The organism is Cohnella sp. WQ 127256 (genome assembly GCF_024519285.1).
In the GTDB taxonomy this organism is placed as follows: domain Bacteria; phylum Bacillota; class Bacilli; order Paenibacillales; family Paenibacillaceae; genus Cohnella.
Genome location: NZ_JAMZCY010000002.1, coordinates 189,848 through 210,456 on the forward strand (window position 1 = coordinate 189,848; position 20,609 = coordinate 210,456).

Consider the following 20,609-nt stretch of genomic DNA (forward strand, 5'->3'; position numbering starts at 1 on the left):
ATTGGGGAATGGGTGAACTTGGAGTAGTTTTTGTATGGGTAAAAGGACAATCTCCTGTTGTTTTCTTAGGTGAGGCAGAGTGAGTGAGGCATGAGGGAGGTCGTCCGATTAGTTTCGTGTGGAGTGACAACGATGATTGATGTCGCAGCGGCGATATAGAGAATAAGGATGGCAAGATATTGATCGCCCGTCGACGAGAAGGGAAGCCCCAAGCTGGATTGTGGGAATTCCCCGGTGGGAAGATTGAGGCTGGAGAGACTGCGCAGACTTGCTTAATTCGTGAGCTTCAGGAAGAGATGAACATACGGATTGACCCAGGTGAGCTTTTTGGAATCAATGAGTATGATTACGGCTCTATACAGATCCGACTTATTGCTTACTGGGCAGCATTCGTTAGTGGAGATATTCGACTCGTCGATCATGACGAATATGCTTGGGTGAAGAGGGACGAGCTCGGGAGTTACATTTTCGCTCCAGCGGATGTTAATTTTGTAGAAATGTTACTGTGAATAATGATCACTCGAAAGTCGCTGATGCCTAGAGCATTGGCTTTTTTTTATATGGGAGTTTGATTTGGATCAGCAAACCGTAGAACCCAAGGCAGGGGTAAGACAAACAGAGTTATTGGTAAGCCAATTTTTCGACATAAATTAAATAATTTCGTCAATTTAAAAATACCGCGAAGGCTGGATGCTACGCGGTTTTTGTCTATTTTTTGGCCGAATCTTTCATTATTCTTTTATTTGACTTCAGTAGACTTATATAAATGATGATTTGAAGTTTACTGAACTTATAGCTGGATTATTGATGGGAGCGAGATGTAAATGAATAGAAAAGTAAAGCAGACTTATCGTAAAATATTAAGTTTCATGCTGGGGATGCTGATTTTTTTGTCAGGAGTACCCTATATGGGCGCTCCAATGGTTGCCCATGCGGCCACTGTACAATGGGCTGATGTAGGCTCCGCCGGTTTTTCGACAGGTAATGTAAATTATACAAGTATAGCTATCGACAACAGTGGCACGCCCTATGTTGTGTATCAGGATGAGGGCAATAGTTATAAAGCAACTGTAATGAAATATAACGGAAGCTCATGGGAAAATGTAGGCTCTGCCGGTTTTTCGACAGGTAGTGTAAGTTATCCAAGTATAGCCATCGACGGTAGCGGCACGCCCTATGTTGCGTATCAGAATTTGGGTAACGGCAATAAAGCAAATGTTATGAAATATAACGGAAGCTCGTGGGAAAATGTAGGCTCCAACGGTTTTTCCGCAGGTGGAGTAGAATCTACAAGTATAGCCCTCGACAGCAGTGGCACGCCCTATGTTGTGTATAGGGATGCGGGTAGCGGCGATAAAGCAACCGTTATGAAATTTAACGGAAGCTCGTGGGTGAATGTAGGCTCCGCTGGTTTTTCGGCAGATGCCGCAAGTTATACGAGAATAGCCATCGACAGCAGCGGCATGCCTTATGTTGTGTATATGGACGATGCTAACAGCTTTAAAGCAACCGTTATGAGATATAACGGAGGCGCGTGGGAGAATGCAGGCTCCGCCGGTTTTTCGGCAGGTGCTGCATTTCATACAAGTATAGCTATCGACAGCAATGGCACGCCTTATGTTGTGTATCAGGATGGGGGGAACAGCAATAAAACAACCGTTATGAGATATAACGGAAGCTCGTGGGAGAATGTAGGCTCGGCCGGATTTTCGTCAGGCAGTACAAGTTATACAAATATAGCCATCGACAATAGCGGGACGCCTTATGTTGTGTATCAGGATGGGGGCAGTAAAGCAACCGTCATGAAATATAACGGAAACGCGTGGGAGAATGTAGGCTCCGCCAAGTTCTCGGCAGGTACTGCCATTTTTACAAGTATAGACATCGACAGCAGCGGGGCGCCCTATGTTGTGTATAAGGATTTAGGAAACGGCTCTAAAGCAACCGTTAAGAAGCTTACATTAACATACAATGTAACTTATAACGGCAATGTCGCTACGACCGGAAGCTCGCCGACGGATAGCACCATGTATCGGATGGGAGATACGGCCACGGTTCTGGGCAACACGGGAAGCTTAGTGAAAACGGACTATACGTTCTCGGGCTGGAATAAGAAGGCGGACGGAACTGGGACGAATTACGTGGCAGGCGACCCGATCAGCATAAGCTCAGACGACGTGCTACTGTACGCGAAGTGGAAAATAACAAACGCGGCCGCACCGAGCATCGGGACGCAACCGACGGGGGCAACGGTGAACGAAGGAGCCAGCAGTCCGAGCTTAAGCGTAACAGCTACGGTGAGCGATAGCGGAACGCTTAGCTACCAGTGGTACAGCAACACGATCAGCAGCAATAGCGGCGGCACAGCAATCAGCGGGGCAACAAGCGCATCGTATATAGCGCCGACGACAACGGCGGGCACGAAATACTACTATGTCGTGGTGACGAATACGAACAGCAGCGCGACGGGTAACCAAACGGGCACGGCAACGAGCAGCGCGGCGACGGTAACGGTGAACGCGTTGATTAACGCGGCTACGCCGAGCATTGGCACGCAACCGATGGGGGCAACGGTGAACGAAGGAGCCAGCAGCCCAAGCTTTAGCGTAGCAGCTACAGTGAGCGATAGCGGAACACTGAGCTACCAGTGGTACAGCAACACGACCAGCAGCAATAACGGAGGCACAGCAATCAATGGGGCAACGAGTGCATCGTATGCAGCGCCGACGACAATGGCGGGAAAGACCTACTATTATGTCGTGGTGACGAACACGAACGGCAGTGCGACGGGCAACCAAACGGCCACGGCAACGAGCAACGTAGCGACGGTAACGGTGAACGCATTGACTAATGCGGCTACACCGAGCATCGGCACACAGCCGACGGGGGCAACGGTGAACGAAGGAGCCAGCAGCCCGAGCTTAAGCGTAGCAGCTACGGTGAATGACGGAGGAACGCTGAGCTATCAGTGGTACAGCAACACGGCCAGCAGCAATAGCGGCGGCACGATAATCAGCGGTGCAACGAGCGCATCGTATGCAGCGCCGACGACAACGGCGAGCACGACGTACTACTATGTCGTGGTGACGAACACGAATAGTAGCGCGACGGGCAACCAAACGGCCACGGCAACGAGCAACGCGGTGACGGTAATGGTGAACGCGCTGATCAATGCGGCCGCACCGAGCATCGGGACGCAACCGACGGGGGCAACGGTGAATGAAGGAGCCAGCAGCCCGAGCTTTAGCGTATCAGCTACGGTGAATGACGGAGGAACGCTGAGCTATCAATGGTACAACAACACGACCAGCAGCAATAGCGGCGGCACAGCAATCAGCGGGGCAACAAGCGAATCGTATGCAGCGCCGACGACAACGGCGGGCACGACATACTACTATGTCGTGGTGACGAACACGAATAGTAGCGCGACGGGCAACCAAACGGCCACGGTGACGAGCGGCGTAGCGACGGTAACGGTGAACGCGCTGACCAATGCGGCCACGCCGAGCATCGGGACGCAGCCGACAGGGGCAATGGTGAACGAAGGCTCCAGCACGCCTTTGAGCGTAGCAGCTACGGTGAGTGATAGCGGAACGCTGAGCTACCAGTGGTACAGTAACACGGCCAATAGTAATAGCGGCGGCACAGTAATCAATGGGGCAACGAGCGCGTCGTATGCAGCGCCGACGACAACGGCGGGCACGGCCTACTACTATGTCGTGGTGACGAACACGAACAGCAGCGCGACCGGTAACCAAACGGCCACGGCAACGAGCGGCGTAGCGATGGTAACGGTGAATGCGCTGATCAATGCGGCCACGCCGAGCATCGGGACGCAACCGACGGGGGCAACGGTGAACGAAGGAGCCAGCGCGCCTCTAAGCGTAGCAGCTACGGTGAGTGATAGCGGAACGCTGAGCTACCAGTGGTACAGCAACACGACCGGCAACAATAGCAGCGGCACTTCAATCAGCGGCGCAACAAGCGCATCGTATGCAGCGCCGACAACAACGGTGGGAACGACCTACTACTATGTCGTGGCGACGAACACGAACAGCAGCGCGACGGGCAGCCAAACGGCCACGGCAACAAGCGACGCGGTGACGGTAACGGTGAACGCGCTGACCAACGCGGTCGCGCCAAGCATCGACACGCAACCGACGGGGGCAACGGTGAACGAAGGAGCCAGCGCACCTCTGAGCGTAGTAGCTACGGTGAGCGATAGAGGAACGCTTAGCTACCAGTGGTACAGCAACACGACCAGCAGCAATAGCGGAGGCACGGCAATCAGCGGAGCAACGAGCGTATCGTATGCAGCGCCGACGACAACGGTGGGAACGACCTACTACTATGTCGTGGTGACGAACACGAATAGTAGCGCGACGGGCAACCAAGCGGCCACGGCAACGAGCGACGTAGCCGGGTTGACCGTCAATGCGGTAGTGATATCAGCACCTGCGGCGCCTACGGGGCTTACAGCAATAGCTGGGAATGGACAAATTGATCTAGCCTGGAACGGCGTCTCGGAATCAGTCACTTATAGTGTCTATGAGGGCACGGATTCCGGCTCCTACAGCTTAACCCCCATAGCGACAGTGAGCAGCGCAACCTACAGCTACACCGCAACGGGGCTGACGAACGACCAGACCTATTATTTCGCAGTAAAGGCGAGCAACGCGGGAGGAAGCAGCAGCTACTCTAACGAAATCAGCGCAACACCGAAAGCAACACCGAGTGGATCCAGTAATGCGAATTTGAGCAGTATGGCAGTATCAGGAATAACGTTGAGTCCGTCGTTTGATACGGGTACATTTTTTTACAACGCGAGTGTAGCGAATGGTGTATTGTCGGTGACAGTGACACCAACAATATCGGATAGCCATGCAACGGTGAAGGTGAACGGAGCGGTAGTGACGAGCGGACATTCTTCTGGGGATATCAGCTTGAACGTGGGTAACAATACGATCGACGTAGAAGTGACGGCACAAGACGGGAATTCCATGCGGACGTACACCGTGAATGTAACTAGAGCAGAATTAATAACGGCCAGTTCATCTGCACCGATTCAGGTGACGACTGACCCTGTTTCCATTATCGTCCCAGCGAACGTAGCGAATGCCGAGATAGAGGTTGCAACGACAACGTCAGGATTGAACAAAGAAGCGACGCTCCCATTAGTGGATGTACTAGCGATTACGACTTTGGGCAATGTGAGTGTAACGATTCCAGACGGAACGACAATTACGGCTCCCGCCAATTGGGACGGCACAATCAAGCTGCCACAAGTGCTAAGCAACGGCAGCGTAACGATAAGTAGCGGCATCGCGAGTGCTGTCATTGAAGTCGGATCGACGGATGTATCGATTACGTTCGACAGAGCGGTACGTATACTGTTCCCGAACCAAGGGGGCAAAAAGGCTGGCTTCATACAAAACGGCGTGTTGACCGAGATTACGGGCACGGTAACCTCAGACACCCAAGCAGCGGCAGACAACGAAATTGCTGCAGGCGGAGACGCCAAATTAACGGTTGGCGGCGATATAGTTATTTGGACAAAACACTTTACCCAATTTGTCATCTACACGCAAGTCAACTCTACGAGCAACACCAATACCGGCAGTGGAGGCGGTGGTGTCGTAGCCAACTCAGCAACGATTGTAGCTGCTAGCGGGGGAACGATAACGCTGAATGGAGCCACAATCGAAGTTCCTGCCGGAGCGACGGACAGTAACATTCAAGTTACGGTAGATATCGTTAGCGACGCCTCGATTCTACCGATGGACAGCGCCTTGCAATTGGTCGGCAAGGTGTATGAGATTAAGAAAGACAAGGCCGGTGAATTTAACAAGCCGATCGTTATTACTTTACCTTACGACAAGACGCTGGTGGACTTTTCGAAGCAAACGGTAGACGTATATTGGCTGAATGAACAAACCCATCAGTGGGTGTTATTAGACAGCCGGAAAGTCGACAAAGCGAACGGAACGGCATCCGGATCGGTGAACCGTTTTGCGAAATTTGCCGTTCTGGCATTGGATAAAGCGAAGACCGAGCAGCCGCAAACGAACGAAGCGGACTTTACTGATATCATAGGGCATTGGTCCGAAGCGAACGTGCGGGCACTGGTGAAGCTCGGCGCAATTAGCGGCTATCCTGACCACACCTTTAAGCCTAATGCGAACATCACAAGAGCGGAATTCGTGACTGTCATCGTTAAAGCGTTCCATATTGAGGCACAAGAAGGCAAAGCCTTCGCCGATACGGAAACTCACTGGGCCAAGAACGCGATTACGACAGCCGCATCGGCAGGTATTGTTACCGGGTATAGCGACAACAGTTTTGGACCGAACGATTTCATTACCCGCGAGCAAATGGCTGCGATTGTCGTTCGCGCGGCCAAGCTAGCTGCCGCTGACAAGAGCATCAACTTTTCGGACGGTGCCGATATATCCGAATGGGCGATCACGGCTCTTGCAACGGCGACAGCTAATGGCTTGATCAACGGTTATGTAGACGGCACAGTGAAACCGAAAGTGAACACGACCCGCGCCGAAGCGGTCACGGTCATTTTCAAAGCAATCCAAGTGATTTCCCGATATCAATAAGTATGATTACGGCTCCATAAGATCCGACTTATTGCATAAGCACCAGCGGATATCAAGTTTGTTGAAATGTTATTGTGATTAATAATCTCTCGTCTCTCGAATGTCGCTGATGCCTAGAGCATCGGCGATTTTTCTATAGGGTCAAAATTATTAATAATAAATACTATATTTAGTTTTCTTGATATGATTAAATAAGTAGTCGTAACAAGTAAGCCTGTTTGCTGCGGGAATGAGGAGATACATCTTGAGAATAACATTAGCAAGCTATTATTTTTTGTTTTATTTGGCCATGTCTGTTTTTATGCCATATGCGGGCCTATATTTTAACGAGAGGGGCTTTAGCTCCACCACAGTTGGTCTTATCTTGTCATTATGGGCGATGGTTAGTATTGTTGCTCAACCCGTTATGGGCATGATTAATGATCGGTTTAACAATCCTCGTAAAATATTGATGATTTGCGCCATAGCCGCTCCGATACTAGGCATGGGGTTTGAAATCGTAGAGGGAATTGCTTGGATTGTGGTTCTGTCAATCTTCTTCGCATGGTTCCAATCCGCTGCTGGACCGATTGGTGATTCAATGGCTGTGGAAATTGCCAGCAGTAAAGGATATTCCTTCGGCAGCATTAGGCTGTGGGGAGCATTAAGCTATGCGGTTGGGACATTCATTACGGGCATTCTATACGCTAAATACGGCTATGACAATATCTTTATCTATTATTTAGTCGTTAGCTCAACGATATGCTTGGTGATTTTATTTTTTCCTAAAGCCCAAGCCGCTCGTCAAAAATTCACGTTATTCGGTCAGATGAGTGAGGTCGTTCGGAATAAGCCCTTTGTTATATTCGTGGTCACAAGTATGCTCATGATGATGTCCGCCGCCATTAATCTGAACTTTTTGCCGCTGTACTTCAAGGAAATGGGTTTTGATAAAAGCTGGATCGGGAGCGCATATGCGATTGCCGCCATTCTTGAGGTTCCGATGTTCTGGGTAGCGACCAAGCTGAGCAGAAGAATAGGTAGATATCAAGTGTTGTGTCTGGCTGCTGCGATTTATGGCATTCAGTATTTCACCTTGTTTATGGTCGACAATGTCTCTGTGACGCTAGCGGTTCAACTGCTGAATGGAATTGCGTTTGCATTCGCCGCAGGTACGGCTGTTGAGGTTGTACAGAGTTACTCCACCAAGGGGACAGCAGCGACGATGCAAACCGTGTATGCGGCTGTGACCTGGGGAGTTGGAGGTATTGTTGGCAATGCAATGGGGGGCATAGTCATTGACCGTTGGGGCGGCCCCATGCTTTATTTGATCTTGTGCTGTTTATGTACGTCTGCTTGCTTGCTGTTTATCGCGAACAAGCACCATCAGAAATTGGTTAATGAGAGTTATGAGGTTAGTGCTTCTTAGTGAATGAATGTGGAATCACTTATGATAAAGTGTTATCACACTCAATAAAATCAATGATCTCCCGAATGTCGCTGATGCCTAGAGCATCGGCGATTTTTTCGATATGGGCAAAATTAATGTTAGCGCGCTTACCATTTGCAAGCTCACTCAAAGCAGCATGTCTCACATCGGATAAGCGGGATAGTTCCCTCAAAGATATTCCACGTTGCTTGATTAGACCGGATATTTTAACGATTACTTTTTTGGACAAAAGGATCACTCCAGCTGGTTAATGACTATACGCAAAAACGTACCATATAATGAATTATGTCCTGGTACGTAAATACGTAACGTGGAGGCTGAAGTTTAGGAGTGACATGCATGGACGGTTGGATTAAAGTGGTAATGTACATATGGATTATTGAAGCAATGGATGGAACTGCATGGCGAAATGGGTTCACTCCAAAAACAATGGCTATACATCAAAGGGGTTCAAGATGTCTACCCTACGAGAGCGTGATTGTTTGGTAAAGCTATCGTCAGGGGACTACCACTACCGCCTATTTCTGGCTTTGTTCATTTGCGAATAAGTTAGAAGAGCTGCAATCATCATGGCAGCAAAACCAATATTTTCGGCCGTTTCCGGCGTAGCTCCAAATAAAATACATATTTGTGTGGTTAGTATTCTAGAAAGAAGTGCGATCCCAATGATCAGTAAAGGTCGGGTAAAATTAAATCTACGCATGAGATAAGTCCTCCATATGTGACTAATTAGATTATAAGTTAATAAGTTGAGTCTATCATATAAACGCTTCCATATCCCAATCCAATCAAAATACACTGAATTCCGTTCATTCGTTATATTCCAATTCGTCGGGGATGAGATTGTCGAGCAACGCTTCACCATCAAGCAATATCATGAATATCGCCGGGGAGAAAATGTACTCACTATAGAGGACTGAAGCGGGATCTACCTTTACTACTTAAGCGAGCAAACTTACGTGATCCTATGTATGAATTGACTGGGTATTGAGCTTCATTATTACCCCCAACCAACTCGACAATCTCCCAAGATTGCCGAGTTTTTCTCGTCAATCCCCTCTTCTCGAAACCGTTTGTCGAATTTTGTTGACAACTTTTATGTATTGGTTTAATATTTCGTTAATACATTATTCCAATAAGACAACTAGGAATTATGAGGTTTATTATTTTCAAGCTAGTTGTCATGAGCAAGGTTTCGAAAATAATGATGGGTTACAACAGGGGGATTACTTATGAAGTTCAAGAAGATTAACGTACTGGTATCTGTAATTATATTGTCTATCTTGCTCGCCGCATGCAGCAGCAAGAATAATACAAATGAAAAGGGCGCAGAAGCATCAGCGAGCCCAAGCGCTACACAGAAGGAACAGAAGGAATACAAAAATGAATTGAACATCGCACTTACAGCACAACCGCCAACGTTGGATTCTGCAGTGACTGTGTCGGCTGTAGCGCTAGATACTGCTGGGAATATTTTTGAACAACTGTTCACTCTCAATGCCGATTATAAGCCTGTACCAGTGCTTGCGGAATCGGTAGAAATTAGCCAAGACGGTTTGACGTATACGTTTCCGCTTCGTAAAGGTGTTAAGTTCCATAACGGCAAAGAGATGACATCTGAGGATGTCGTGGCATCGATGAACCGCTGGTTAGCGATATCTTCACGTGCGAAGGTCCTTTTGGTGAATGCCAAATTTGAAGCCATCGATACCTATACAGTGAAATTAACGGTAGAGAAGCCCTCTTCCGACGTCTTGATTCTCATCTCTTCCCAAGCACAGTTCCCATCGATTATGCCTAAGGAGATCATTGATACCGCACCGGCAGATGGAGTTACGGAGTATATCGGAACAGGGCCATACAAGTTCCAAGAATGGAAGCAAGATCAGTACATCCACTTGGTGAAATTCCAAGACTATCAATCCTCGCAAGAAAAGGCAAGCGGATTTTATGGCAGGAAGGATGCTCCTACAGAAAATCTTTACTTCCATTTCGTAACGGATCACTCGACGCGCATTGCAGGTGTGAAGACTGGCAAGTACGACATTGCTGATAGTATTCCAATCGAGAATTACGACGAGCTTGCAGCCGATAAGAATCTTGAATTGCTTTCCTTCCCTGGTGGTGCTTTAACGGCATTCTTGAATACAAGCGAAGGATTGTTATCCGATGTGAAATACCGTCAAGCCATTCTAGCTGCACTTAATAACGAGGAAATCATGTTAGCAAGCTTCGCTAAGCCAGAATTATACTCTCTTGCGCCAGGCTACTTAGGTGCGAACCAGGTGCAATGGGCTAATGATGCGGGAGCAGAATATTACAACCAAGCAGACCCGGAAAAGGCGAAAAAATTGCTTAAAGAAGCAGGCTATAACGGAGAAGAAATTACGTTGCTTACGACTAAGGATTATGCGGAAATGTATGCAGCAACATTGGTTATCCAAGAGCAGCTTCGTCAGATCGGCATGAATGTTAAAGTCGTTAACTATGACTTCCCTACCTTCTTGGAAACTAAGAACGATCGTAGCAAATGGGATCTGTTCGTAGCGAGCACGGGTTATCAATTAACACCGCCGCAGCTGTTAGCTGTAAATCCGGATTGGGCTGGATTGAACGACGACAAAGTAAAAGCATCACTGGCAGCGATTCGCGGAGCAGCGACTCCAGAGGATGCTAAGAAGGAATGGGAACAACTACAGGGCTACTTATATGAAATCGGTTCTTCCACCGTTATTGGACATTACAACGGAATTGTAGCTGTTAACAAGTCCATTGAAGATTTCGAACTATTCGAGGCGCCGGTCGTGTGGAATGCTAAAATAGCAAAATAATCAGCATAGAGGTGGGTGTTACAAGTTACCCGAGTAACTTAGCTAACGCCCTCTTTTCTTTTCGGTATATACAAAATAGTTAAATGAGGGGTTTTAGTGCTAGCTTACATTACAAAAAGACTCTTATCGCTAATTCCTGTACTGTTTGTCGTTACGATCGCTATCTTCTTAATTATTCATATAACTCCCGGTGCTCCCGCTGCCGTGATTCTGGGGATCGAAGCCTCAGAAGCTGAAATAGAAGCGCTCAACGAGGAGCTTGGCTTAAATCGCCCGATATACGAGCAATATTTCAACTGGGTCGGGAATTTATTGAAGGGCGATTTGGGGCAATCCATTTCGATGCATCAACCCGTCGGTCAAGCGATTGCCGAACACATCGGACCGACTCTCTCTTTGGCGATATTAGCCCAGATCATAGCGCTGATACTAGCCATTCCCTTCGGAATTATTGCCGCCTACAAGAGAGGAACTGCAGTGGATTATTCACTCATGGGCGTATCCTTGCTTGGAATGGCGATACCCAGCTTCTTACTAGGATTATTACTCATGCTTGTCGTAGGCGTTAAGCTTCAGTGGTTGCCTGTGGCTGGTTATGAGTCGCTGAGTAATGGCTTGTGGGCGCACTTGCAATATTTAATTCTCCCAGGGATTTCATTGGGGACGATCCAAGCGGCTCTGATTACGAGAATGACTCGATCGTCCATGCTTGAAGTGTTAAATCTGAATTACATCAAAACAGCTCGATCCAGAGGGCTAAGCGAGACAAGGGTGCTGCTTAAGCATGCGTTTCGCAATGCATTTCTACCCATTCTCACGGTCATCGGGCAGACGTTCGGCGTATTGGTGACAGGAGCAGTCGTCGTGGAGTCTATTTTTAATATTCCCGGTTTAGGACAATTAATCTTGAATTCAATCGCAAGAAGGGACTTTGCCGTTATCCAAGGCGTTGTTCTTATCGTGACGGTTATCTATGTAGGATTAAATTTAATCATCGATTTACTATACGGCTTTGTCGATCCGCGTGTACGTTTGGACCGCAAATAGGGAGGGGGGTTCAATATGATTACGCTCCAGAAAAAAGAAGATATTGCTCAGATCAGCGAAAGATTGAAGAAAGAGCAACGCACCTTACGCTTTCGTCGCCTGAAATCCAATTACGGACTATTAATCGGCGCGACCATTATTATTTTATTAATCGTATTAGCGATTATCGGCCCGTTATTCACCCCCTATGGTCCATACGGAATGAAGGTATTGGATCGGTTGCTTCCGCCTAGCGCGGATCATTGGCTAGGGACGGACGAATTCGGACGGGATTTGTTTACCAGAATCATCTACGGCGCAAGAGTATCCATCAGCATAGGTCTCATCGTTGCGCTGCTATCCTCGTTTCTCGGATTGATCATTGGGGTTTATGCGACTTATTACAAAATATTAGATCATATTTTAATGCGAATTTGCGATGGTTTAATTGCGATTCCGGGTATATTGCTTGCCATTGCTTTGATGGCTGCGCTTGGCGCTTCCTCATTCAATGTCATTGTGGCGTTAACGGTTGTTTTTACCCCGAACATTGCGCGAATCGTGAGATCCACGGCACTAGTCGTTCGTGAGCAAACTTATATTGAAGCGATGCATGCTCAAGGCGCAAGCAACTCGCGTATCATATGGCTGCATATCGTTCCCAATACGTTATCGCCTTTACTTGTACAGGCTACGTTCGTGTTCGCCGAGGCGATTATTTCGGAAGCTGCTTTAAGCTTCCTGGGAGCTGGCATTCCTGCTCCGGAAGCGAGCTGGGGCAATATCCTGCAAGCGGGTAAGCTGGTTATCTATAAAGCCTGGTGGATGGTCGTATTTCCGGGCGTAGCGATTATTATTTCTGTTCTCAGCTTAAATTTATTCGGTGACGGCTTACGGGACTACCTAGATCCTCGTGTGAAGCTTAAACAAAAGAAATCATGATACGGATCAAGTTGGAGGTGTTTCTATGAACAGTGTGCCTCTATTGGAAGTGAAAAATTTAAAAACACATTTTCATACAGAGCGGGGAAGAGTAACGGCAGTAAACGGGGTCAGCTTCACGATAAACAAAGGGGAAATTATCGGAATTGTCGGGGAATCGGGCTGTGGGAAGAGCGTAATGTCTCAGTCTATTATTCGGTTGCTGGAGCATACGGATTCAATTGAGTATGAAGGAGAAGTTCGGTTCGATAATCAGGAATTGCTCTCTATGCCGATATCCCAGCTTCGAGCTATTCGGGGCGATGAGATCGCGATGATTTTCCAAGATCCGCTTTCTTCACTTAATCCTGTCTATACCATCGGCAACCAAATCGTAGAAGTGCTGCGTCAGCATCAGAAAATATCGAAAAAAGAAGCGCACAAAAAAGCGATCGAAGTGCTGAGAGCCACGGGTATCCCGTCTCCGGAAATAAGAGTGAACGATTATCCTCATCAATTATCGGGCGGGATGCAGCAACGCGCAATGATCGCTATGGCGCTGTCCTGTGAGCCAAAGCTCTTAATTGCGGATGAGCCGACAACTGCGCTAGACGTTACGATTCAAGCGCAAATCATCGAGTTGATTATGGAATTAAACCGGACAATGGGAATGGGTGTTTTATTTATTACTCATGATCTGGGAGTCGTTTCTGAGATTTGTACGAGCGTGAAGGTTATGTACCTCGGACAAATTGTAGAGGACACGACGACAGAAAGGTTATTCGCGACGCCTCTGCATCCGTATACGCAAGGGTTGATCAAGTCCATTCCGAGAATGGATGGGAACCGCCATGAGAAGCTGCATGTAATCGAAGGGACAGTTCCCTCTATTGCGGATATTCCGCGGGGCTGCAGTTTTTCGACTAGATGTCCTTATGCTGATGAACGGTGCTTCAACGAGGAACCTTTAATGGAAAAGGTGAACGCCGAGCATAGTGTGAAATGCTGGAACTATGCAGCCATTAACAACTTAGAGGGGAGGGCCTGATGTGAGGAATGAAACGACTGCTAATCAACCGATTCTGGAAGTGATCTCGCTCGAGAAGAAGTTTCCGGTGTATGGATCCTTCGGCAAATGGTTTGGGACGAAGTCCTATGTGAACGCCGTGACGGATGTATCCTTTCGCTTGTATAAAGGAGAAACGTATGGATTGGTTGGAGAATCAGGATCAGGTAAAAGCACAACAGGCCGCACGATATTAGGGCTTACTCCCGCAACCTCTGGGCAAGTGCTGTATGAGGATAAAGATTTAGCGAAGCTGACGAGAAATGAATTACGCAAGTTCCGCAAGGATATTCAGTTCGTATTTCAAGATCCATTCTCCTCCTTGAATCCAAGGAAAAGAATCGGCCCTATTCTAGAGGAGCCGCTACTCATTCATAAGATGGGGGATCAGAAGCAACGCCAGGAGCAAGTGTTTCGCATATTAGAAATCGTCGGATTACAGCCAGAGCATTATTTTCGATATCCGCATGAATTTTCCGGGGGACAACGGCAGCGGGTTGGCTTGGCAAGAGCACTCATTATGAATCCGAAAATCATCGTATGTGACGAGCCCGTATCGGCGCTGGACGTTTCCATTCAGTCGCAGATTCTGAACATCCTGAAGGAGCTGCAGAAGGAGCTCCAACTAACGCTTTTATTCATCACGCATGATATTAGTGTTGTTCGCTACATCTCTGATCGCATCGGCATTATGTATTTAGGGACGATTGTCGAGGAAGCTTTAACAGATGATTTATTTAACGAACCGTTGCACCCTTATACGAAGGCGCTCTTCTCAGCCGTTCCTGATTTCACTCGTAATCGGTTGAGCGAACGGGTCATTCTCAAAGGTGAAATTCCATCTCCATTATCTCCACCTTCGGGCTGTGTTTTTCATACGAGGTGCCCTTATGCGACGGACATATGTAAAGCGGAAGTACCCGGCTTAAAGGAAGTACGTCCTAATCAGCGTGTGGCTTGCCACCTTATTTCAGCTCACTAACATCTCATTAAAGGAGTTATAAACCATGACAACAATTAAAATCGTAGAAGGTCAAAATGAAATATCTAATGAAGCGGGCTTACAGATCATTGGCAGCACAGCGCCAAACCAAAGCGGCTTGTCTCCAAGAGAATTACTGGAAGCGGCTCTAGGCTTGTGCGTATCGATATCTCTGCAAAAGATCATGGACTACGACAAGGTTGAATACGATAAGTCCTCGATCGGCGTGGAAGTGAAGGCGACGAAGGCTGCGGACGGAACGAACAGATTCTCTAACTTCAATGTGCAGGTTAAGCTACCTTCGACGTTGGACGAGACTTACAAGAAGAAGCTGATGAGCGTGGTGGAGCGGGCATGCACGATTGGCAATACGCTTAAAGAAGGCGCAGTTATTGAGACGATAGAAATCTAATGTTAGTCTAGGGTAGGTAGTATAGTGCGCTATTGAATTTCAAACCGAGGACGGATTTGCGGGGGAACTCGTCTATCCGTCTTTTTCGTATGGTTTTTTGTTGATCGAAACTTCAGGGATACGCTTTCTCAGTTTGGCATTTGGGAAGAATGGAACAGCTTTGAGCGCCAATATGCCATGTAAGAAATGAAACAGTGGATGGAAAGAGATAAACTTCCTTACGATGAACTGGCCGAACTCTACAAGAGTAGTTTACAACGTTTATTCAATAATCAAAGTTAGTATTCTCCTAGATTTAGGAAGCGATCAGTTTCTATTTTTGGTAAAATAGATGTATACATAAAAATAGAGAACCGGGAGAGTGGAAGAAATGCCGATTAGAGCAGTCGTATTCGACTTCGACGGTACGTTGATGGACACGGAATCATGTGCTTACGACACGATCTGCAGCATCTACGCTGAACACGGGCAGGAGCTTCCATTGGAAACTTGGGCGGTCTGCATCGGAACGGTCGGAGGCTTCGATCCTTACCGCGATCTGGAAATGAAAACGGGACGGACTTTGGATCATGAGGAACTGCGAAACTGCTATAGAACGAGGCATATCGAAAATGTAAAAAGCGTCTCGCTCCGCCCCGGAGCATTGGATCGGCTGGAGGAAGCACGGCGCCTGGGATTGAAGATCGGTCTGGCTTCCAGCTCGGATCGCGCTTGGATCGAAATGCACTTGGAACGGCAGGGGATCCGCGACTATTTCGAAGTCATCCGATCCTCGAACGACGTGAAGCGCGTTAAACCGGATCCGGAGTTGTACAGATTAGCCGTGGAAGCGTTGGGCGTAAGCCCAGAGGAAGCGATCGCCGTCGAAGATTCGATGAACGGACTTCGCGCTGCCAAAGCCGCGGGACTTCACGGTCTCGTCGTTCCTAATCCGGTCACGGCACAGATGGATTTCTCCGAAGCGGATCTGCTCCTCGAGAGCTTGGAAGGGTCGACTTGGGAAGAAATCATGCAGCTGGTGTTAAGATAGCGGCTGACTGATTATATAAAGCAGGTGAATATCATTGATTTCGCCGCAACTCGGATCGAGGATTCGTACTTTACGGGGGTTGTAATCGGATATGTGCCGAAATGATGACCATTTTGCAGGTCGCGGAAACCCTTCTTGATTACAAACTAGCTTTTGACATTCATATATTGGTGTTGTTGACAGTTTGAGCGATAACTACCCCCGCCGTCCGGCTATGCTGGATGAGCTTGAGGGGGTAAGAAGGAAGTTGAAGTAACGATAGCCGACGAATGCGGTGAAAAGATCATAGAGGAGACTCGAAAATGAGAATAAGTGCCAATAGCGGTTCCACGCTACCTAATCTATATACTGCGACAGCGACTTCCGACTCTCCTAGAATGGAAAGCAGCGACCTATCGCAGCTTCTTCGCCACGATACCGTGGAGCTTAGCGATGTCGTTTCCCGTGAACTGCCAATCGGAGTGATCGAGCATAAACCTGCGCAAATGTACTTTAATGAAGAGATCAAAGCTTCTTTAGACAAAGTACTTGCCGGGAAAGGCCCGGAAGTCCGCGAAGCGGTAGATCGTCTGATTGAATCCAATTTGTTTGCTGCCAACGTAGATTATAGCTCCGAGGAGCGATCTGCTTTAACAGAAGCGGGTCTTACTCAAGCTAAGTTTCTTGCGGACAATTATATGCAACCCGAAGAAGGATCGGAATTCTTGGATACGATCAAATTGTTGGCCGCGGTTGCCACTACCCGACAGATCGATCCGGAGACAGGCCGTGTATCCTACGTTGAATTACCTCAAAAACCCCGCGGAGCGCCGGAGGATTATGTGAGCGCAGGGGATTTGATGAAAAAGTATGATCCTGAATCGTACTCGAAATTACAAGAGGCAATCGTCAGCGGTGGAAATACGGGGAGCATACACATTCAATTTGCAAAAAAGCTGCAGCAAAATCCAGACTGGGTAAAGGCTTATCGCGAAGATCAGGATAAGCTCATGAAGGGTTTGCGATCAACCCAAATCGATAACCGATTTGAGAGCGTAAATGCAAGTAACATAAATGATTTCGTAGACTCGATGAAAAATCAAATCGCAGGGTCGTCTTTATCCAACAAGGATCTCATTTTGGCTAATACATTGGCTTTTGCCCGAACGCTGGGAATCTAGCAAATTCGCCGCTCCCGAGAATAACGGGGTGGATAATCATGCTAAATTCGTCTATTAAATCTGCATTTAATAGACTCTGCACCAGATCGGCGCTTCCCGGAACGATAATGTTGCCTTCGATCTCCCTTTTAAGCTCGGTTATACACGGTTTCAAATCACCGCTAAGCAGTGAGATCGTATCGCCGTAATCACCCCAATGCACTTCCTTAAGTTCACGATAAATTAAAGGGATTGACCTTCAGATCATCTCCTTTCGTCCCCTTAGATCTCTTTCCCCAATAAGGTAATAGGGTAATCTCCTAGGTCGGTTCTGACCTTCTGAGATTACCCTATTTGCGTTGAGCAACCGAGCATTTCCCGATTCACCGAAAGTCGCATCACCTGCTCCAACTAAGGTCTAGGAAATCGCTCTACTTCGGACCATTACAAGTAGAATTGCCAATGTTTATAATTCACTGAGAGGTAATATTTGGTTTAAGTTTCACGCAAACCCATATGACCAACGTTGCAATTAGGAGGTCGGAACATGCGACTAGAGATCAATCAAGTTGGCAAACAATACGAACGGAACCGTTGGGCACTAAATGAAATCAATCTACAATTGGTGCCCGGTATTATCGGCTTACTTGGACCGAATGGAGCTGGGAAGTCGACGCTAATGCGCATTCTCGCAACGATATCCAAGCCCACAAAAGGAACTGCATTGTGGAATGGAATCGATATCGCCAAGCATCCTAATGAACTAAGAAGTACCCTTGGATACTTGCCTCAGGATTTTGGCGTATATCCGCATCTGAATCCTGTCGAGTTCTTACAATACATAGCTGCTCTTAAAGGCTTAAATGTTCGCTATATGAAGTCTCGAATTCTAGATTTACTTGAGCTCCTGAATTTACACGGTGCTATAAAAAGGCCAATCGGTAGCTTCTCCGGTGGGATGCGCCAGCGAATTGGCATTGCGCAGGCTTTGCTGAACGATCCACGGCTACTTATTATCGACGAGCCGACCGTAGGCTTGGATCCGGAAGAACGGATACGATTTCGTAATCTTCTGACGGATTTGTCTGGTGAACGGATTATCATTTTCTCTACACACATCGTATCGGACATCGAAGCGACAGCGGATCAAATTGCAATCTTATCCCAGGGTAACCTGCTGGCGAAGTCGAATCCTAGCCAGCTCTTGAGCAGGATGCAAGGTAAAGTATGGTCGGTTGTCATCTCCGAACAAGAGCTGCAGGATGCGCGATCACGCTGGATGATTAGTGGTACCATTCGACACGAGGATGGAATGCTGCTTCGTATTGTCTCAGATATACCGCCGTTGCCGCATGCAGCTCAAGTTTCTCCTAGTCTAGAGGATGCCTACTTGTACATCAGATCAGCTCAGGAAGAGGGCGTAGGATGAAGGCCCTCCGAACAATCTATCACATTGCTCGTGCTGATTTCTTAGAGCGAGTAAGACAGTTTTCCTTCCTAGTCATTCTCGGACTCAACATGCTAGCAGCGTACTTCTTCGTCCCACCATCTGATGCAGGTTATGTGACACTATACATGGATGAATACCGAGGGATATATAATTCGGCTTGGGTAGGAGGTTCAGTCGCAATTTCCACAACGCTCTTTCTCACCTTATTTGGATTTTACTTGGTGAAGAGCAGCATACAACGAGATGACAGAAACAAAGTGGGACCGATCATCGCAGCGACTCCTGTGGAGAAGCTTCACTATTTGCTTGGTAAGGCATGCAGTAACTATACAGTTTTGTTTACCATCGTGTCGGTCATCATGCTAATGTCATTGACCATGCAGCTTGTCCGGGGAGAAGTGATGCAGGTTGAACTGTGGCCGTTGCTGTCTCCATTCCTGCTATTGACACTACCGTTTATGTTTGTCGTAGCGGCTCTTGCTGTCCTGTTCGAATCCCTTAAAGTGTTGCGCGGGATGCTGGGCAATGTTATTTTTTTCATCCTGTTTATCGGCTTTAGTTCAAGCTCATCCTTATTCGGATTTGGAACAGATGTGATTACGTCAGATATGAGAAATAAGCTCGCCCTATTGCATCCGGATTATTCGGGTGATTATGGGAGTGGCATTCTTATTCTGGATAAGCCGCTTAAGTTGTTTGAATGGAACGGTGTGGATTGGACGAGTGGACTTATTTTGCAGCAGCTATTACTAATCCCTGCGGCATTTGTATTCGTTGTTCTTGCTGCTTTATTGTTTCGAGGCTTTCGGGGGTCTTCCTTCTCAGCAGGTTCTGGCGGTGACGCAGCTGTGAAGAGACAATCTGTGAATATATCTGACGACACGGTTACAGCTACAACTACATCTGCATCAGCTTCATCAACCGAGTCGGAGCGGACTATGTTACGGGCAACTTCACTGGCTCCAGTGCAGCTTCAAAATTCAATTGTCCCACTGATTCGGGCAGAGCTTCGCCTAATGATGAAGAGCGTTTCGCTTGGCTGGTTTGTTATTGCGGCAATTCTCGCTGTTCTCTGTCTTGTACTCCCTTTTACAGTGTCTATGAATTGGATATGGGCAATGACCTGGATATGGCCTATCGTCCTCTGGTCAGAAATGGGAAGTCGAGAGGTTCGATTTCGGACACATACTCTTGTCGCATCAAGTCCCCGTTTCGTCTCTCGTCAATTGCTCGCGGTATGGATCGCGGGATTAATGTTGACCGGCCTTACAGGAAGCGGCATGCTCATTCGGCTTTTGCTGGAGGGAGATACAGAAACCCTCATTTACTGGCTTTCCGCTGTCATCTTCATTCCAAGCCTAGCGCTTGCAGCGGGTGTACTGACGCATACGAAAAGAACCTTTGAGGTGCTCTATATGATCTTGTGGTATTTGGGACCTTTCAATAAAATGCCACTCCTGAATTTCTTGGGGGGCGAGTCTAGCTCATGGGTTAAGGGGACGCTGTACATTTTGATAAGTATAGGATTCCTGTTGATTACTTTCCAGGCGAGAAGACGCTTAGCGCAAAATGGTTGAGTGATTGCGAAATTTCATGGAACAATTTGAGGAGGAATTGAGATGGTTAGAAAATCATTTGGTAAATTTTCCGCGCAATATATGATTTTATTCGGTCTAGTTGGGCTATGTATTGGGGGAATTCTATTTATCTAGAAGTAG

General features: G+C 47.5%; 16 protein-coding genes. 13 read left to right on the forward strand and 3 right to left on the reverse strand.

Translation table 11 applies throughout. The annotated features are described in order from the left end of the window. Nucleotides 1–179: 179 nt before the first annotated feature. The 3 genes from M1K58_RS09045 (at nt 180) to M1K58_RS09055 (ending at nt 8,013) form a co-directional block, all read left to right on the forward strand. Nucleotides 180–509 (forward strand): (deoxy)nucleoside triphosphate pyrophosphohydrolase, encoded by a 330-nt coding sequence (locus tag M1K58_RS09045; RefSeq protein WP_256758449.1) that lies wholly within the window; start codon nt 180–182, stop codon nt 507–509. Between the two features lie 315 nt (nt 510–824). Next, complete coding sequence (locus M1K58_RS09050) at nt 825–6,605, forward strand: S-layer homology domain-containing protein (RefSeq protein WP_256758450.1); 5,781 nt, start codon at nt 825–827, stop codon at nt 6,603–6,605. 244 nt (nt 6,606–6,849) lie between these two features. After that, entirely contained in the window at nt 6,850–8,013 is a 1,164-nt protein-coding gene (locus tag M1K58_RS09055; protein ID WP_256758451.1) for an MFS transporter, read from the forward strand. A 19-nt stretch (nt 8,014–8,032) separates the two neighbouring features. On the opposite strand, the gene M1K58_RS09060 is transcribed toward M1K58_RS09055, so the two are convergent. Together M1K58_RS09060 and M1K58_RS09065 are read right to left on the reverse strand one after the other, a co-directional pair. Further along, nucleotides 8,033–8,263: a helix-turn-helix domain-containing protein gene (locus M1K58_RS09060; protein ID WP_256758452.1), complete on the reverse strand. Its 231-nt coding sequence runs from the start codon at nt 8,261–8,263 to the stop codon at nt 8,033–8,035. 282 nt (nt 8,264–8,545) lie between these two features. Then, entirely contained in the window at nt 8,546–8,737 is a 192-nt protein-coding gene (locus M1K58_RS09065; protein ID WP_256758453.1) for a hypothetical protein, read from the reverse strand. A 529-nt stretch (nt 8,738–9,266) separates the two neighbouring features. On the opposite strand from M1K58_RS09065, the gene M1K58_RS09070 reads away from it, so the two are divergent. From M1K58_RS09070 to M1K58_RS09105, 8 genes are all read left to right on the forward strand, one after another. Then, nucleotides 9,267–10,865: an ABC transporter substrate-binding protein gene (locus M1K58_RS09070; RefSeq protein ID WP_256758454.1), complete on the forward strand. Its 1,599-nt coding sequence runs from the start codon at nt 9,267–9,269 to the stop codon at nt 10,863–10,865. A gap of 96 nt (nt 10,866–10,961) precedes the next feature. Next, nucleotides 10,962–11,912: an ABC transporter permease gene (locus M1K58_RS09075; RefSeq protein WP_256758455.1), complete on the forward strand. Its 951-nt coding sequence runs from the start codon at nt 10,962–10,964 to the stop codon at nt 11,910–11,912. 15 nt (nt 11,913–11,927) lie between these two features. Next, nucleotides 11,928–12,833 (forward strand): ABC transporter permease, encoded by a 906-nt coding sequence (locus tag M1K58_RS09080; protein ID WP_256758456.1) that lies wholly within the window; start codon nt 11,928–11,930, stop codon nt 12,831–12,833. 25 nt (nt 12,834–12,858) lie between these two features. Then, a complete protein-coding gene (locus M1K58_RS09085) occupies nt 12,859–13,860 on the forward strand; it encodes an ABC transporter ATP-binding protein (protein WP_256758458.1) in 1,002 nt (333 codons plus the stop codon). 1 nt (nt 13,861) lies between these two features. Beyond that, the gene (locus tag M1K58_RS09090) at nt 13,862–14,860 is read left to right on the forward strand and encodes an ABC transporter ATP-binding protein (RefSeq protein WP_256758460.1); all 999 of its coding nucleotides are present in this window, start codon (nt 13,862–13,864) and stop codon (nt 14,858–14,860) included. Nucleotides 14,861–14,885: 25 nt separating this feature from the next. Continuing rightward, a complete protein-coding gene (locus tag M1K58_RS09095) occupies nt 14,886–15,272 on the forward strand; it encodes an OsmC family protein (protein ID WP_256758461.1) in 387 nt (128 codons plus the stop codon). A 370-nt stretch (nt 15,273–15,642) separates the two neighbouring features. Beyond that, nucleotides 15,643–16,302 (forward strand): HAD family hydrolase, encoded by a 660-nt coding sequence (locus M1K58_RS09100; RefSeq protein ID WP_256758462.1) that lies wholly within the window; start codon nt 15,643–15,645, stop codon nt 16,300–16,302. Between the two features lie 302 nt (nt 16,303–16,604). Continuing rightward, nucleotides 16,605–17,462, forward strand: a complete 858-nt coding sequence (locus M1K58_RS09105) for a hypothetical protein (RefSeq protein WP_256758463.1) — start codon at nt 16,605–16,607, stop codon at nt 17,460–17,462. Here M1K58_RS09105 and M1K58_RS29645 read toward each other — a convergent pair. Beyond that, entirely contained in the window at nt 17,425–17,664 is a 240-nt protein-coding gene (locus M1K58_RS29645; RefSeq protein ID WP_372339136.1) for a dihydrofolate reductase family protein, read from the reverse strand. The genes M1K58_RS09105 and M1K58_RS29645 overlap by 38 nt on opposite strands. Before the next feature lie 324 nt (nt 17,665–17,988). Between M1K58_RS29645 and M1K58_RS09110 the strand changes: the two genes are divergently transcribed. Then, complete coding sequence (locus M1K58_RS09110) at nt 17,989–18,870, forward strand: ABC transporter ATP-binding protein (RefSeq protein WP_256758464.1); 882 nt, start codon at nt 17,989–17,991, stop codon at nt 18,868–18,870. Then, nucleotides 18,867–20,468 (forward strand): hypothetical protein, encoded by a 1,602-nt coding sequence (locus M1K58_RS09115; RefSeq protein ID WP_256758465.1) that lies wholly within the window; start codon nt 18,867–18,869, stop codon nt 20,466–20,468. The genes M1K58_RS09110 and M1K58_RS09115 overlap by 4 nt, the downstream gene beginning before the upstream one ends. The last annotated feature ends 141 nt before the right edge of the window (nt 20,469–20,609 follow it).

Bases quoted from the DNA above. Each gene is read 5' to 3' on its own strand.
- M1K58_RS09050 (WP_256758450.1), top strand. From the start codon at position 825: ATGAATAGAAAAGTAAAGCAGACTTATCGTAAAATATTAAGTTTCATG.
- M1K58_RS09065 (WP_256758453.1), bottom strand. From the start codon at position 8,737: ATGCGTAGATTTAATTTTACCCGACCTTTACTGATCATTGGGATCGCA.
- M1K58_RS09070 (WP_256758454.1), top strand. From the start codon at position 9,267: ATGAAGTTCAAGAAGATTAACGTACTGGTATCTGTAATTATATTGTCT.
- M1K58_RS09080 (WP_256758456.1), top strand. From the start codon at position 11,928: ATGATTACGCTCCAGAAAAAAGAAGATATTGCTCAGATCAGCGAAAGA.
- M1K58_RS09085 (WP_256758458.1), top strand. From the start codon at position 12,859: ATGAACAGTGTGCCTCTATTGGAAGTGAAAAATTTAAAAACACATTTT.
- M1K58_RS09095 (WP_256758461.1), top strand. From the start codon at position 14,886: ATGACAACAATTAAAATCGTAGAAGGTCAAAATGAAATATCTAATGAA.
- M1K58_RS09100 (WP_256758462.1), top strand. From the start codon at position 15,643: ATGCCGATTAGAGCAGTCGTATTCGACTTCGACGGTACGTTGATGGAC.
- M1K58_RS09105 (WP_256758463.1), top strand. From the start codon at position 16,605: ATGAGAATAAGTGCCAATAGCGGTTCCACGCTACCTAATCTATATACT.
- M1K58_RS09110 (WP_256758464.1), top strand. From the start codon at position 17,989: ATGCGACTAGAGATCAATCAAGTTGGCAAACAATACGAACGGAACCGT.
- M1K58_RS09115 (WP_256758465.1), top strand. From the start codon at position 18,867: ATGAAGGCCCTCCGAACAATCTATCACATTGCTCGTGCTGATTTCTTA.